Annotated in this window: 13 protein-coding genes and 1 tRNA gene; 9 read left to right on the top strand and 5 right to left on the bottom strand. The window is 66.4% G+C overall.

The window, feature by feature from the left end; all coding sequences use genetic code 11:
* Window positions 1-39 precede the first annotated feature (39 nt).
* The 4 genes from PWF70_RS15870 to PWF70_RS15855 form a co-directional block, all read right to left on the bottom strand.
* Window positions 40-1,437, bottom strand: coding sequence for an MFS transporter (locus tag PWF70_RS15870; protein WP_051405851.1), 1,398 nt, complete (start codon window positions 1,435-1,437; stop codon window positions 40-42).
* Window positions 1,438-1,526: 89 nt separating this feature from the next.
* Entirely contained in the window at window positions 1,527-3,101 is a 1,575-nt protein-coding gene (locus PWF70_RS15865; RefSeq protein ID WP_035751320.1) for an AMP-binding protein, read from the bottom strand.
* A 272-nt stretch (window positions 3,102-3,373) separates the two neighbouring features.
* Window positions 3,374-4,681, bottom strand: coding sequence for an ISL3 family transposase (locus PWF70_RS15860; protein WP_006358292.1), 1,308 nt, complete (start codon window positions 4,679-4,681; stop codon window positions 3,374-3,376).
* A 225-nt stretch (window positions 4,682-4,906) separates the two neighbouring features.
* Window positions 4,907-5,527, bottom strand: coding sequence for a TetR/AcrR family transcriptional regulator (locus tag PWF70_RS15855; protein ID WP_035756149.1), 621 nt, complete (start codon window positions 5,525-5,527; stop codon window positions 4,907-4,909).
* A 170-nt stretch (window positions 5,528-5,697) separates the two neighbouring features.
* Here PWF70_RS15855 and PWF70_RS15850 point away from each other — a divergent pair, with 170 nt between their 5' ends.
* The 5 genes from PWF70_RS15850 to PWF70_RS15830 all read left to right on the top strand — a co-directional run bounded on the left by PWF70_RS15850 (window position 5,698) and on the right by PWF70_RS15830 (window position 10,328).
* Complete coding sequence (locus PWF70_RS15850) at window positions 5,698-6,501, top strand: alpha/beta fold hydrolase (RefSeq protein ID WP_042378798.1); 804 nt, start codon at window positions 5,698-5,700, stop codon at window positions 6,499-6,501.
* A gap of 70 nt (window positions 6,502-6,571) precedes the next feature.
* The gene (locus PWF70_RS15845; protein WP_035752757.1) at window positions 6,572-7,330 is read left to right on the top strand and encodes an SDR family NAD(P)-dependent oxidoreductase; all 759 of its coding nucleotides are present in this window, start codon (window positions 6,572-6,574) and stop codon (window positions 7,328-7,330) included.
* Complete coding sequence (locus tag PWF70_RS15840) at window positions 7,323-8,708, top strand: amidase (RefSeq protein ID WP_042378795.1); 1,386 nt, start codon at window positions 7,323-7,325, stop codon at window positions 8,706-8,708. The genes PWF70_RS15845 and PWF70_RS15840 overlap by 8 nt, the downstream gene beginning before the upstream one ends.
* Window positions 8,709-8,718: 10 nt before the next feature.
* A complete protein-coding gene (locus tag PWF70_RS15835) occupies window positions 8,719-9,525 on the top strand; it encodes an enoyl-CoA hydratase/isomerase family protein (protein ID WP_051405891.1) in 807 nt (268 codons plus the stop codon).
* Window positions 9,522-10,328 (top strand): MaoC/PaaZ C-terminal domain-containing protein, encoded by an 807-nt coding sequence (locus tag PWF70_RS15830; protein ID WP_286352658.1) that lies wholly within the window; start codon window positions 9,522-9,524, stop codon window positions 10,326-10,328. Before PWF70_RS15835 ends, PWF70_RS15830 begins: the two co-directional genes overlap by 4 nt.
* 83 nt (window positions 10,329-10,411) lie before the next feature.
* On the opposite strand, the gene PWF70_RS15825 is transcribed toward PWF70_RS15830, so the two are convergent.
* Window positions 10,412-10,485: transfer RNA gene (locus tag PWF70_RS15825), tRNA-Ile, on the bottom strand.
* Window positions 10,486-10,622: 137 nt separating this feature from the next.
* Here PWF70_RS15825 and PWF70_RS15820 point away from each other — a divergent pair.
* The 4 genes from PWF70_RS15820 (at window position 10,623) to PWF70_RS15805 (ending at window position 15,208) form a co-directional block, all read left to right on the top strand.
* Window positions 10,623-11,318, top strand: a complete 696-nt coding sequence (locus tag PWF70_RS15820; RefSeq protein WP_035752752.1) for a GntR family transcriptional regulator — start codon at window positions 10,623-10,625, stop codon at window positions 11,316-11,318.
* 64 nt (window positions 11,319-11,382) lie between these two features.
* Window positions 11,383-12,804, top strand: coding sequence for an allophanate hydrolase (locus PWF70_RS15815; RefSeq protein ID WP_035752750.1), 1,422 nt, complete (start codon window positions 11,383-11,385; stop codon window positions 12,802-12,804).
* A 33-nt stretch (window positions 12,805-12,837) separates the two neighbouring features.
* Window positions 12,838-13,536 carry a cysteine hydrolase family protein gene (locus PWF70_RS15810; protein ID WP_035752748.1) on the top strand — a complete coding sequence of 233 codons (699 nt, stop codon included), beginning with the start codon at window positions 12,838-12,840 and terminating at the stop codon, window positions 13,534-13,536.
* Window positions 13,537-13,609: 73 nt separating this feature from the next.
* Window positions 13,610-15,208 carry a SulP family inorganic anion transporter gene (locus PWF70_RS15805; protein ID WP_155225394.1) on the top strand — a complete coding sequence of 533 codons (1,599 nt, stop codon included), beginning with the start codon at window positions 13,610-13,612 and terminating at the stop codon, window positions 15,206-15,208.
* Window positions 15,209-15,356: the final 148 nt, after the last annotated feature.

Here is a 15,356-nt window from a genome sequence, read left to right as displayed (position 1 = left end):
TCGAGATGATCGTGGCGTCGTGGATGATGGCGGGTCGTCTCAGACCCGTTCCGGGGCGGCGGGAGCAGCCGGAACCGTGCGGATCTCGTCCATTTCACCGGAGAGGGGTTCGGGTTCGTTCGCGACCCCGGGCCCGGGCTCCGCGACGGCCTGAGCCCCGCGCCGGGCGGCGGCCGCGGCGACCAGCGAGATCACCGCTGTGACCACCAGGACCGCGGGTAGCGGCCACCAGTGCACCGATCCGTCGGTGGGGACCAGTGCCGCGGCGACGAGCGGTGTCGGAGCGGCCCAAGCGACGCCGGAGAACGCGCTGCACAGTGCGACGCCGCTGTAACGGACCTCGGTGGGGAACAGCTCGGCGGTCATGCTCGAGACGACGGCGTAGGTGGTGGCGTGGCCGAGGACAAGGGCCAGAGTGAAGGCGACCGTCATCAGTGCGACGTTGCCGGTGTCGTAGAGCGCGAAGAGGGGGAAGGCGAACAAGCCGGTGAAGACGACACCTGCGGTGAACATCTTCCAGGCCGAGAACTTGTCGCTGAGCACTCCGACGGCAACCATCGCGAGAAGGTCGACGACCGCGGCGACGAGCAGGATCATCAGTGTGTCGCTACGGGTGAAGCCGTGGGAATCAACCGCCATGGAGAGCATGTAGGTGGTGATCAGGTAGAAGAGCACGATGACACTCGCCTGGAGTCCCACGCCGGCGACAACGCGGCCGGGCATCGTCCGCAACACGTCGAGGACGGGATGTCCCTTGACCTCGCCCTTGTCCTTGACAGCTTCGAACTCCTCCGATTCGGAGACGCCGAGGCGGATGACCATGCCGATCACGACCAGGAGGAATCCGGTGAGGAACGGAATGCGCCAGCCCCAGGACATCAGGTCGTCTTCGGGGAGTTTGGCGACGAAGTACATCACTACGGTCGCGAGGACCAGGGCCAGCGGGCTGGCGATCTGTGGCATGGACCCGTAGAACCGGATTCGCGACTTGGGTGCATTCTCGACGCTCATGAGCACCGCGCCGCCCCACTCGCCGCCGACCGCGACACCTTGCAGGAATCGCAAGGAGGTCAACAGGATCGGGGCCCAGATGCCGATCGCATCCCAGGTGGGCAGCAGGCCGATGAGGCCGGTCGAGCCCCCCATCACGGAGAGCGTGATGATGAGGGTGGTGCGCCGACCGACGCGGTCACCGAGGTGGCCGAAGATGAAGGCGCCGACGGGGCGAGCCAGGAACGCGACGCCGAGGGTGGCGAACGAGGCGAGCAGGCCGACGTTGTCACCCAGGTCGGGGAAGAAGACGGTCGAGAAGACCAGTGACGCCGCGGTTGCGTAGATGAAGAAGTCGAACCATTCGACGGTGGTGCCGACCAGGCTGGCGAGCGCCGCTCGCTTCTGTTGCTTTGTCCCGAAGCTCGGGGAGGTGGTGTCGGTCATCGGTGACCTGCGGTGGACGACGGGGATGAAGGCCGCGCTGCCGGGGGTGCAGCGGTGCCGGGGGTGGGTGGAGCGGGGGTGGAGCGGGGTCAGGAGGTCGGGAAGAGCGACTTCCGAAGGTCGTTCTTCCGGATCTTTCCGGCGGGTGTCTGTGGCATGGCGTCGACGAGGTGGATGGACTCCGGCCAGAGTCGGCGGGGGACTGACTCCGCACGGAGCCAGTCGACGAGGTCGACGAAAGTGAGGTCCGAACCCGGACGGGGCTCGATGACCGCGCAGATGCGCTCGCCGAGTCGATCGTCGGGTCGTCCCACCACCGCGACCTTGGCGATCAGCGGGTGTTGGATGAGGGCGTTCTCGATGTCGACGGGTGAGATGTTCACACCGCCTCGGATGATGAGGTCCTTGAGACGTCCGGTCAGGCGGAGATAGCCGTCGTGATCGACGACGCCCAGATCTCCGGTGCGGAAATAGCCTTCACGCGTGAAGGATTCGCGGTACAGATCCTCCTGGTTGAGGTATCCGAGAAACAGGGACGGCGTGCGCATGACGATCTCGCCCTCGACGCCGCGCGGGTTGACGACGCCCGATTCCGAGATGGTCTCGAGTTCCACGCCGGGCATCACCCGACCGCAGGTCTCGGCGATGAGTTCGGCGGAGTCGCCGGGCAGGCTCGAGGTGGCTCCGCCTTCGCTCATCGCCCAGATCGATGCGATGTGGGTGTCGGGCAACTCGGTGGTCGCCCGCTCGATCAGGCTCGGAGGAATTGGTGCGCCGCCGCAGACAAAGGTCTTGAGTCCGGCGAGTTTTGGTGTGTCGCCGGTCCATTCGGCGTCGGTGAGGTCCTTGAGGAACGGCGTCGCCGCGACGGTGATACTGCAGGGGTGGGCCTCGACGAGACTCAGTGCGGTGTGGACGTCCCAGTGATCCTGGAGTACGAGTGACGCGCCCGTCAGCAACGACATCCGCGCACCGTGCCAGAAGCCTGTGCTGTGGCCGAGTGGGGACGGCATGAAGATGGCCTCCTCACCGGTGATCCCGTAGCGGTCGATGATCCAGTTGTTGTACGCATCCATGCTCGACTCGGAGTGCGCGATGGCCTTCGACTTCCCGGTGGTGCTGGACGAGAAGAGGATGTGGGCGAGGCCGGCCGGGTACGCCGGCGCGGTCTCCGGTGCTCCGTCGGCCAGGGCCCAGGTGGGGGACTCGTCCTGCTCGCAGAACAGGAACCGGATTCGACGTCCGACGGAACGGGAGATGATGTCGGCCTCGGCGGCGAAGTCACGGCCGCGGTGAGCGCGGGGGAGGGCAACGGCCTTGGCTCCCACCATGTTCGCGACATAGGCGATCGATTCCGGATCGGTTGTCACGGGCAGGGTTCCGGGCACGAGTCCGCAACGGAGCGCGGCCACGTAGGTGACCATCCACTCGGTCCAGTTCGGCAGGCAGATGATCATCACGTCGCCGACTCGCAGGCCTTGTTCATGCATCTCGTCGGCGAGTGCCGATGATGCGTCGGCAAGATCCTGTCGGGTCAGCGTCGCGCCGCGGTCGTCGATGACGGCCGTGCGCTGCGGGTCGCTCGCCACGTCTGCGAGGAACGTGGCAAGGGCGGGTGATCCGGTGACGTGGCGGGAAATGAGAGTGGAAGCGTGGGTGTTCACTGTGTCTCCGTACTGATGGGCTGACGGGGTCATCGGCGGATCGAAAGAGGGGGATGTCTCGATCTTCGATTCCCTCCGGCGAAGAATCAAGAGGGTGACGTCGCTTTTTTGTTAAGAAGTCGTTTCGCGACACTCAACTGCGTAAATCGGGGGATGCGAGAGGTTGGCGTCGCGGTTCACCCATCATGTGACGCAAGCCACGGGAAGTCAAGAGAGTGACGTCGCTTTTTTTGAGACAGCTCCCGAAATCGCTCAAACGGGCTCTTCCTGATTCAGAGTGCGTCGAGGTGTTGTGCGAGGCCGCCGGAGTGGATGAGTGACCGCAAGATGTAGTGGTTGAGGTTGCGGAAGCCCAACGCGATCCCGCGGAGGTGTTCCAGGCGGCCGTTGATCGCTTCGACGGGTCCGTTGGAGGCGCCGGTGTCGAAGTAGGCCAAGATCTCGGCACGCCGCGCCCATAATGATCGGCCGAGTTGGGCCAACTCTGCCAGCCCGGACGGAACGCCGGTATGAATCCGTTTGAGCAGCTTGTACATCGCGATCTTGCCGTCACGCTTGTTCTCCTGGCCGTAGGCGTTGATCAGCTCTTGGTAGATCGCGTAGGTGACCGAGACGGCCACGTGCTCCTCGTGAGCCTCCAACCCGCTACGTAGCCGGGCCTTCTGCTTGTCTGTCAGCAACGCGATCCGGGTCAGCAGTGGTCGGCGGATACCGTAGAGCGGATCACCCGTGCGGCCGCGGTGCCCACACGTATCGTGTTGCACGCGTTGACGACACACTGTGAGCTTCTCGGCGGCCAGATGGACCACGTGGAACGGGTCCATCACCGCCCGCGCCTTATCCAATGCCTCGGCGGTCGCGGTGCGATACCCGGTGAATCCGTCCATGGTGACCACCCGGATCCGGTCCCGAAAGGAGTCATCGCGGGCATCGAGCCAGTCCTTCAACGCCGCTTTGGACCGGCCGCCCACCATATCCAGCAAGCGCGCCGACCCGGTCCCATCCACAATCGGTGTGAGGTCGACCAGCACGGTCACGAAACTCGAATCACCATTGCCGCGAACATGTTTCCACTTGTGCTCATCAACACCGAGAACCCTGACACCGTCGAGTCGGCCAGGCGCCGAAGCCACCGTACGCGCCGCCTGCAACGCGAGGGCATTCACGGTGTTCCAGCCCAACCCGACCGACGCGGCGACCGCAGAGACGCTCATCTTGTCCAGAATCATCCGCCGAAGAATCCACGCGATCGTGCGGCGCGTCACCGCCGCGCGCGGCGCGACGATCGCCGAGATGTCGGCGCGAAAGATGCCCTGACCACACGCGCCGTTCTCGCAGGCGTAGCGCGGCACCCTCAGATGCAACCGGGTCGGATGGCCCACGATCGGTAGATCTGCCACCTCACGATCGACATGATCACGCAACCGACCCGCCCGCTCGCACCTCGGGCAGCTACTCTTCGGGGCCAAGACCTCGCAGAACAGGTGTGTGCGATCCTCGCCGTCGAGAGCGGCATCGGTGATCGTCACCCCGAGTTCGATCGTGCGGCAAATCGTGTCGGCAATGGCGCTACGCTGCAACGAGGGTCCTGTCGGTGTGAGTGATGAGGTGTAGGGGCTTTCATCTTCACACCACAGGACCCGCCCGCATCCCCGGCTCGCCGCCGCCGAACCCGACCTACATCTTGTGCCCGGTAGAACCCGTTCTACGCACCGTCAATCAGGAAGAGCCCTCAAACGACGCGCAGAAGCCCCGGCGGCGGGTGTCCAACCCGGCTCCGGGGCTTCGGTGGGTGCGTCGCGCTGTCAGACCTTGGCTTGGTCGAAAATGGTTGCATACCAAGCAGATGCGGTGATCCGCGCGGCGTCGTCGAGGTCCACGGGGCCGCTGTTGAGTGCTTCCTGGGCGAACCAGACATATGCCGATTGTTCGACCATGCATGCCAGGGCCTCGGTGGCGATGCGTGCGGGGGCTCCGTTGATCTCGGTGATGCCGTGATCTCGCTCCAGGCTGGCGACGAACCTGTCGACGTGTCGGGTCCGCATGAGCCACCAGAAGTCCTGGAAGCGCTTCTCGACGTGCGCGGCCTGGATGAACGCGCGCATGACATCCCGGTTCTCGCTGTACAGGCTCAAATACCCGCGATTCGATTCGACGAGCGACTCCAGGGGACTTGTCCGAAAGCTGTGGTTGCGAGACGCGCTGGCCTCGAACAGTTTCTCGTGCAGGTCCTCGATGACCTGGGCGAAGAGATCCTCTTTGTTCTTGAAGTACCGGTAAAGGCCGCCCATGGAGATCTCGGCCTCGTCGGCGACGTCGCTCATCCGGGCTTCGACGTAACCGACGCGCGCAAAGACGTTGCGGCCGGCGTTGACCAGATGGTCGCGCGTCCGGCGCCCCTTGGGTGTCACGGGTTCAGCGGGCACAGGTGATGTCCTTTGCGTTTGTGCAGGCAACTGACTGTTGAGTACGCCCATGATGACCGATTCGCGACCAAATGAGAAGGACTTACTTAAAAAAGCGACGTCACTCTCTTGACTTTGCCGGGGCCCGAGTGGAGACTTCCGATATGACCACGACGCGAGCAGGAGGACTGATGACCACGGTGCAGATCGGTGACATCACGGTGGCTTACGCGGAGGCGGGGTCCGGCGAATCAGACTCCACCCCAATCATTTTGGTACACGGCCTGGCCGAAGACAGCCGGAGCTGGGCGGATACGCAGCAGGAGCTGGCCGAGTTCCATACGTTCGCGTACGACCTCCGCGGCCACGGCTCGACGACGCCGGGCAACGGCGAGGGATCTCTAGAGCAGCTCGGACGGGACCTGATCGGCTTCATCGAGCAGGTCACCGGCCCGGCGATCGTCGTCGGATTCTCTCTCGGCGGCACGATCGCGCTCTGGGCGGCGGCCGAGCGCCCCGACCTGGTGACCCGACCGATCGTCCTCGGGACGTCGTCGGTGGTCGGTCGGAGTGCGACCGAGTTCTACGCGCACCGCATCGGTCAGGCCTCCGACACCTCGACTTCGGAGTTCCGGGAGGCGATCCGGGACGACACTGCGGCCGCGATCGTGGCGGCGCACGACCGGCTCGACGAGATCACCGAGATTCGCCTCGACGCGATCGGTGCCGGCGCGGGCTACATCAACGCGGCACGGGCGATGGCCGCCCTGCGCGAGAATCCCCTGACCCCCCGGCTCGCGGAGGTCCGCCAGCACGTCGAGGTGATCGGTGCCGACGGTGACACCTTCTGTCCCGAGAAGGCGGCCCGAATGATCATCGACGCCCTGGGCGACGTCACCTACCGCGAGGTCCCGAATGCCGGACATCTCATGAACGTCGACAATCCGGCCGCGGTCGCGACCGTACTGCGCGCCGCCATCCGCGGCGACGAGTGACGTCCCCTCAGCTCTCACGCCCGATCGCTTCATCCCTAGACCAAACGCAGACTCTCAGAGGAGACAGGAAATGACCGAATCCAAGGTCGCCATCGTGACCGCAGCCGCCGGAGCCGGAATCGGTGCGGCGATCGCTCAGCGTCTCGCAACCGACGGCTACGACGTCGTGGTCACCGACGCGCATGAGCGTCGCGCCAAGGAGTTCGCCGAGAAGCTCGGTGAGCAGCATGGACGCGAATTCCTCTCGCTCCCCGTCGACGTCACCAGTGAGGAGGCGATCATCGCCGCCGTGGACCGGGTGATGGCCGACCGCGGCCACATCGACGTACTGGTGAACAACGCCGGTTGGTCCAAGATCGAGCCGGTCGCCGAGATGTCACTCGAGACGTGGCAGAAGTGCATCGACGTCGACCTCACCGGCACCTTCCTGACGATGCGGCATGCGTTGCCGCACATGATCGCCGGCGGCGGTGGCTCCATCGTCAACATCAGCTCGATCTCGGCGTACGAGACCTCCACCGAACACGGCGCTGCCTACTCCGCCGCCAAGGCGGGCATCCTGGCCCTGACCCGTGTCGCCGCAGCGGAGAACGGTAAGGCCGGTGTACGCGTCAACGCCGTCACCCCCGGACTGATCTACAACGACTTCCTGCGCAAGATCTACCCCGACGAGTTCTTCGACGGCTACGCCGAGAACCGCTCGCTCGTCGGTCGGGTCGGCCAGCCCGAGGACGTCGCCAACCTGGTGGCCTTCCTGGCCTCCGACCAGGCCGGCTACATCACCGGTGAGGTCTACGGCGTGAGCGGCGGGGTGCATCCGCATGGCTGATCAGATCATCGAACTCGCCGCCGGCGAACTCACCGCCGCCTACCGGGCGCGAACCCTGAGTCCGGTCGAGGTCACCGAGGCATACCTGGACCGCATCGCGGCGGCCGACAGCGACCTGCGTGCCTTCATCACCGTCACCGACGACCTAGCGCGCGAGCAGGCTCGTGCGTCGGAGGCGCGGTACGCGGCGGGTGCACCGATCGGCCCGCTCGACGGTGTCCCCACGTCGGTCAAGGATGCCTTCTATCTGAGCGGCGTGCGAACCACATTGGGCTCCAAGGTGTATGAGGGTCAGGTCGCGAAGGCGGACTCGGGCGTGGTCCGGCGTCTTCGTGCGGCCGGTGCGGTCTTCACCGGTAAGACCAACACGGCCGAGTTCGGGCAATCGGCGACGAGCGAGAACATGCTCGGCCCGGACACCGTCAATCCGTGGGACGTCTCACGTACCCCTGGAGGATCCAGCGGTGGCGCGGCGGCTTCCGTCGCGGCGCGACTGTCGACGGTCGGCGTCGGCTCAGACGGTGGCGGGTCGATTCGAATCCCGGCTGCGTTCTGCGGGGTATACGGACTCAAGCCCTCGCCCGGGCTCTGCCCGGACGAGAAGGGCTTCCGGGGCATGACCGACTTCGTCAGCGCCGGACCGATGACCAACAAGGTCACCGACGCGCGTGTTGTGCTCGGTGTGCTGGCCGATCGAGAGTACACCCGAAACCAGTTGTCGCGCTTGCGCGTCGGGTACTGCCCACGCCCCGAGGGGCGGGCCGTCGATCCCGGTGTGGTTCGCGGCGTCGCTGCCGTTGCCGTTGCGCTCGGCGAGCAGGGGCACGACATCATCGAGACAGACCTCCCGCTCGACGGATGGAATGAGATCTTCGGGCCGCTCGTTCTCGAGGACGAGCACCGGGAACGAGGACATCTGCTGGCGGATCATGCCGATCAGCTGTCGCGGTATGAACGTTCGTCGCTGCGGGCCGCGCTTGCGCTCGACCCCGCAGATGTCGAGCGCGCCAGGGTCCAGCTTCCCGTCTACCGGCGGCGGATCGCCGCGCTCTTCGAGGAGTTCGACGTACTGCTCACCCCCTCGACGGCCATCCCCGCATTCCCGTTGGGGGAGCGGCCGGCGCAGATCGACGGCGCCGATGTCGACGCGCTGTGGGGCGCATTTCCGTTTGCGGTGCCGTTCAACGTCGCCGGCGCGAGCGCGGCGTCGGTGCCCTGCGGTCTCTCCGACGGATTGCCGATCGGGGCGCAGCTCGTCACCCCGGCCGGTGCCGAGGAACTGTTGCTCGATCTCTCCGAGGACGTGGAGATCGCAGTCGGTTTCGACGGTTCCGCGGTCACCCGGCGATGGACGCCGCAGCCCGCGGCGGCCTTGTGAGGAGGCCGGTATGACCAGCGCGGTGTCGGTAGAGCGGGACGGGAACGCCCTGGTGATCACCATCGATGCGATCGAGCGGCGGAACGCCTTGTCGCGTCCCCTCCTCTACGGCTTGGCGGACGCCATCGCGGGCATCGACGATGACATCACCGGGATCGTGATCACCGGCGCGGGAGAAACATTCAGTGCCGGCGCTGATTTCGCGGAACTGACCGGCACCAGCGCGGATGCCGACTACGACGATGTGGTCGGCGCAGTCGCCGCGGCCGTCACCGGGTCCCCGGTGCCGGTCGCGGCGGCCCTCGAGGGGCCCTGTGTAGGGGCTGCGGCGCACCTCGCGCTCGTATGCGATGTGCGAATCGCGGGGAAGGGTAGCTGGATTCAGGTCCCGGCCGTGCGGCTCGGCCTGCTGTACAGCCCGCAGGCGGTGAAGTGGCTCGCGCGACGCTACCCGTCCGACTCGGTCCGCCGCCTACTGCTCCTCGCCGAGCGTTTCGGAGCGGACGAAGCGCGTCGTGCCGGGTTCGTCTCGACGGTGGTTCCCAACGGCACCGCATGCGATCACGCGGTGACGCTCCTCGGCGCCAACGGAATCGAGAGTCGAGGCGCGATCACGCTCACCAGACAACTCCTCAACTCCGTCGAGTTGGGTGACTACGACGACGCGGTGTGGCAGCAGCGTCGGCGTGAACTGCTCGATTCGCCGGAACGACGCCGCGCCGTGGACGACGCGAAGCTTCGCCACGGTGCCACGAGTCCAGACAACAGTTCTTCTGCCCACAGGCAGGTACACCCCGGAAAGGCGGCGCAACGATGACCTCCACTCTGACTCTGGCGGATCTGGCCGGACTCGACCTCGGCGAACACACCGCGACGTACGACGACACCGCGGCGATCCTGTACGCGTTGTCGGTCGGTGCACGATCGTCCCAGCTCGATCTCGTGTATGAGCGTGACCTGCGCGTTCTTCCCACCTACGGCTGTGCGCTCGGGCTCTGGGCCGTGGAGGCCGCCGGGCGTCTCGGTGCGTACGACCCGAAGCGCTCGCTGCATGCGTCGCAACGACTCGTTGTTCACAAGCCGCTGCCTGCGACCGGGTCCATCACCATGACCGGTCGACTCGCCAACGTCTACGACAAGGGCAAGGCGTCCCTCGTCGAGGTCGAGGTGTCTTCGGAGTACTTCGACGCGTTCTATGGGATCTTCCTGCCCGGAACGGGTGGCTGGGGAGGCGATCGAGGACCGTCGTCGGCTGCGGGGGAGACCCCGGAACTGACGACCGTGACCTCGTTCGAGACGTCGCCGGACCATGCCGCGCTGTATCGTCTCACCGGCGATCGCTATCCGATCCACATCGACCCGGAAGTGTCCGGCGCCAACGGTTTCGAGCGTCCGATCCTTCACGGTCTGTGCACGCTGGGGATCGCGACGGTGGAGATCGCCGGGCACGTCGGTGCACATCCCGCGGAGCTGCGCGAGCTGTCGACGCGCCTCGCCGCTCCCGTGCTGCCCGGTGACACCGTCGACGTCGCCTCCGCCGTGAGCGGTCCGACCGTCCATTTCGAGGGACGGGTAGGCGAGACCAAGGTTCTCGCCGGAGGTACCGCGACGTTCGGCTGAGCCGGCTGATCGCCTGGGGATTCTGCGGCGGCCGCGCCGCGTCGACCGATCGAGGTTGATGCGACGCGGCCGTCTCGAGTCTGTGGGGAGTGCGGGACTTGAACCCGCGACCAATCGATTATGAGTCGACGGCTCTAACCAACTGAGCTAACTCCCCGTGCGGGCACCCGGCCCGCGGGAGGAGATTACCGCACCGGGGATGGGGCACTGCAGCCAACTGCGGCGGAAAACGGTCGACAGTCGACGGCGCTACACTGGCCGAAATCGGACACGGCGCGATGGGAGAGTGTGCGGATGACGGTCGGGGAGGGGTCCCACGGTGGCGGCGAGCTGCCGGAGAGCCTTGTCGACGTGGCCGGCCGCCGTATCCGGGACGCCATCCTCAGTGGCGACCTGGCGCCGGGACAGAAGATCGTCGAGGAGACGCTGTGCGCAGACCTCGGGATCAGCCGGGCCCCCGTGCGTGAGGCGTTGCGGCTGCTCGCGCAGCAGGGGCTCGTCGAGCATCAGCCGCGTCGTGGGGTCCGGGTCGCGGAGTGGTCGCGTCGGGACATCCTGCAGCTGTTCGAGCTGCGTCAGGTGCTCGAGCGGTACGCCGTCGAGGCCGCCCTGCCGTTGACCGATCCGGAGTCGCAGCTCGCACCTCTTCGTGCGGCGATCGACGCGATGCGCCGTGCCCCAGACGATCTCGCACGCGACGACGCCCACCGTCGGTTTCACGCAGCGGTCGTCGGACTCGCCGGGAACCGGCAGCTCGACATCACCCTCGAGCCGATCCTGCTGAAGCTCCAGCTGCCGATGGCGGTCAACCTCCGGACCGAGACCGCCGACCACCACGGACCCGACGACGGGTTCAACCGGCACCAGGCAATCCTCGACGCGCTCGAACGCAACGACGCCGCGGCGGCGATCAGCGCCCTCCATGATCACGGCCACCTCCACTATCTGGATTTGGTGTCGGCGACCGCAGAGCACAAGCACCCTCACTGACCTGCTAACACAATCGACACACGCACGTTCCGCAGACGCCATTATTCTGTCGACAATCGACGGTATGACTCTTTCAGGCGGGCCTACCACAGGTCCCACGGTTGCCGAGATCCTCGACTCGCACCTGCACGGCAGCGGGTCTCCGTCCCGCACCGCGCGCGTGGTCCTCGACGCCATCGAGGCGCGGGGTGACGACGGAATCTGGCTGTCGACGGTGCCGCGCGACGAGGTTCTCGCCGCGGCCGCGGAACTCGAGAACCGACCCGGCGCACGCGATCTACCGCTGTACGGAGTCCCGTTCGGCGTCAAGGACTCCATCGACGTGGCCGGCGTCCCGACCACGCTCTCGTGCCCCGGCTACGCGTACACGCCCGACGCCACCGCGCCCGTTGTGCAGCGTCTGCTCGACGCCGGAGCCCTCTACATCGGCAAGACCAACCTCGATCAGTTCGCCACCGGCCTCAACGGCACACGAACCCCGTACACGATGCCGCGCGGGGTCTACGGCCACGAGATGATCTCCGGCGGTTCGAGTTCCGGCTCGGCGCTCGCAGTTGCACTCGGCGACGTGCCCTTCGCGGTCGCCACCGACACCGCCGGCTCGGGACGCGTGCCCGCCGCGCTCAACGGCATCATCGGATACAAACCGTCGCGCGGACTGATCAGCACCGTGGGGCTGGTTCCGGCGTGCAAATCCCTGGACTGCATCACGGCGATGACCGCGACCGTCGACGACATGGACCGCGTCATGAGCGTGATGATGGGCCGCGACGACGCCGATCCGTGGTCGCGCGACCGGGGGCCCGGATTCGACGGGTCGACGATCACGATCGGTCTCCCGCCGGTGGAGGAGTTGGAGTTCTTCGGCGACGACGCCATGCGGGATGCGCATCTGGCGTTCCGAAACCGCCTGAAGCATCTGGGGTTACCGGGCGGGGTCGAGATCGTCGACGTCTCCCTGGCACCGTTCCTGGCAGCAGGGGAGCTCCTGTACTCGGGTCCGTGGGTCGCCGAGCGGCTCGTCGTGTTCGGGGACTTCCTCGCCGCGAAGCCCGACGAGATCCACCCTGTGGTCCGCGACATTCTCCGCAGCGGCGAGAAGTACACGGCCGTTCACGCTTTCGCTGCGCTGCAGAGATTGCGGGAGCTCAAAGCCGAGGTCGGACGCATCTGGTTGGGGACCGACGTCCTCGTGGTGCCGACGATCGGGCGGACCTTCACCGTCGACGAGGTTCTGGCGCAGCCGATCGCGACCAACACCATGCTCGGCCACTACACGCATTTCGGAAACCTCCTCGACCTCACCGGGATCGCGGTTCCCCAGGGCGTGACCTCCGATGGGCGGCCGCACAGCGCGATGCTCCTCGGGGCCGCGCTCACCGACGACACCGTGCTCCACCTGGCGGCCGCACTGCTCGACGAGCCGCGTGACCGGTCCATGTCATCCAGCGCTGCCCGTACCCCGACCACGCTGCCAGCGTCCTGAAACCCGACAACCACCCGCCCGGGAGGCCACCCGATGTCCGAGACCGTCACCCTCGAGGCACTACCCGGTCCGATCGAACTCGATCTGGACCACACCGCACTGATCATCATCGACATGCAGCGAGACTTCCTGTTGCCGGGCGGTTTCGGCGAAGCACTCGGCAACGACGTCGCGCAGTTGCAGCGCGTCGTCGAACCCCTTGCGGCGCTGCTCGATGCGGCGCGGGCAGCCGGGATGCTCGTCATCCACACCAGGGAAGGGCATCTGCCGGACCTGTCGGATTGTCCACCGGCCAAGCTCCACCGCGGTGCGCCGTCGAAGCGGATCGGCGACCCGGGTGCGTTCGGGCGCATCCTGATCCGCGGCGAGTACGGGCACGACATCGTCGACGAACTCGCGCCGCTCGACACCGAGGTTGTCATCGACAAGCCCGGCAAGGGTGCGTTCTATGCGACGGAACTGTCGAAGGTGCTGGCCGACAACCAGATCACCCAGTTGCTCGTGACCGGCGTGACCACCGAGGTGTGCGTCCACACCACCACGCGTGAGGCCAACGACCGCGGCTTCGAATGCGTCGTCGTATCCGATTGCGTCGGTTCGTATTTCCCCGGGTTCCAGCGTGTGGGTCTGGAGATGATCGCCGCGCAGGGCGGCATCTTCGGCTGGACCGCTCCCGGCGCCGCGATCATCCCGCTGCTGAAAGAGCGGGCGCCCGCGGAACCCGCCGTCTGACATCGACCACTCATCCAGTCGAGACATCGGCGTCTCGTTTTCCCCACCAACCCCCAGTAGCCCGGAGGAATTCATGAGCGCCACCACCGATCCAGCTCCGACCACCGACCCGCCGTCACCGACTCCGACGACGAAGGTCGCCTGGTGGACGCGCGGAGACACCAACGCCTTCTTCGGTCTCGGCTTCAACATCCTGGTCAACGTCCTCACGTTGACCGGCTTGATGATCGGCGTGATCGGCCTCAGTCCCGGCAACGTCCTCGGCACGGTTCTGCCCGCGCTGGGCGTCGCCCTGATCCTCGGCAACCTGTACTACACGTTCCTGGCACGAGGCCTCGCCGCGCGGGAGGGACGCGACGATGTGACGGCCCTGCCGTACGGGCCGAGTGTGCCGCACATGTTCATCGTGGTGTTCGTCGTGATGCTGCCCGTGTATCTGAACACCAAGGACGCCATCCAGGCCTGGCAGGCCGGTCTGGCGTGGGCGTTCATGATCGGCGTCATCGTGATGATCGGCGCGTTCGTCGGACCCTATGTCCGCAAGCTGACGCCGCGTGCAGCGATGCTCGGCACCCTGGCCGGTATATCGATCACCTTCATCTCGATGCGTCCGGCAGGGCAGATCTGGGAGGCCGCGTGGATCGGTCTGCCGGTGCTCGCGATCATCCTCATCGGCTTCTTCACCGATGTGAAGCTGCCGGGCAACGTGCCCGTCGGACTTGCCGCGTTGCTCGTCGGTACGGCGATCGGCTGGGCCGGCGGGTTCATGTCGGTGCCGGACCTCACCGCGGCAGTCGAGGACATCGCGGTCGGCATCCCGGATCAGCGCTTCGACCTGCTGTTCAACGGTCTCGGTGATCTCGCGCCACTTCTTGGCACCGCGATACCGCTGGGCGTCTACAACTTCACGGAGGCGATGAGCAACGTGGAGTCCGCTGCGGCGGCGGGGGACAACTACAACCTGCGCAGCGTGCTGCTCGCCGACGGTGCCGGGGCGTGCATCGGTGCGGCGTTCGGTTCGCCGTTCCCGCCGGCCGTGTACATCGGCCATCCCGGCTGGAAGGACGCCGGCGGCCGCGCGAGCTACTCGCTGGCCAGTGGCGTCGCGATCGGTGTGCTGTGTTTCCTCGGTCTGTTCGGGGTGCTGAACTACCTGCTGCCTGTGCCCGCGATCGTGCCGATCCTGCTCTTCATCGGTCTGCTGATAGGCGCGCAGGCCTTTCAGGCCGTGCCGCGTCTGCACGCGGTCGCGGTGGTCGCGGCGCTGCTGCCGAACCTGGCGGAGTGGGGTCGGGGACTCATCGACAACGCGTTGTCGGCAGCGGGTACGACCGTCGACGAGGTGGGCATGGAAGCGATGAACGGCGCCGGCGTGATCTACGAGGGACTCAAGACGCTGGGCGAGGGCGCGGTCCTCGTCGGCCTCATCCTCGGCACGATCGTCACCTTCATCCTGGAGAAGAAGTTCCACTTCGCGGCCATCGCCGCGGCGGTGGGGGCGGTGCTGTCCTTCATCGGGCTCATCCACGCACCCGAGGTGTCGTGGGCGGCCGCGCCGGAGGTGTCGCTCGGCTACCTGTTCTTCGGCGTCGTGTGCCTGGCCTACTGGTTCCTGCCCGGAGCGCGGACGCCGGTGGAGGTCGACGAATCCGACGTCGTGGCCGGTCACTGAGCTCGTAGGATCTGCGGCAGTTGGTTCCGGATATCGGAACCAACTGCCGCAGCTGTCCATGGCCATGAGAAAGTCCCCACTGGTGGCCAGGTCGAGGTCCCCGCTGGTGGCCAGATAAAAGTCCCCACCCTGTGTTCGTCGTGTCGAC

Source organism: Gordonia sp. Swx-4 (genome assembly GCF_030316175.1).
Lineage (GTDB): Bacteria > Actinomycetota > Actinomycetes > Mycobacteriales > Mycobacteriaceae > Gordonia > Gordonia alkanivorans.
The sequence above is the reverse complement of the archived record's forward strand: the minus strand, read 5'-3'. Positions and strand labels throughout refer to the sequence as shown.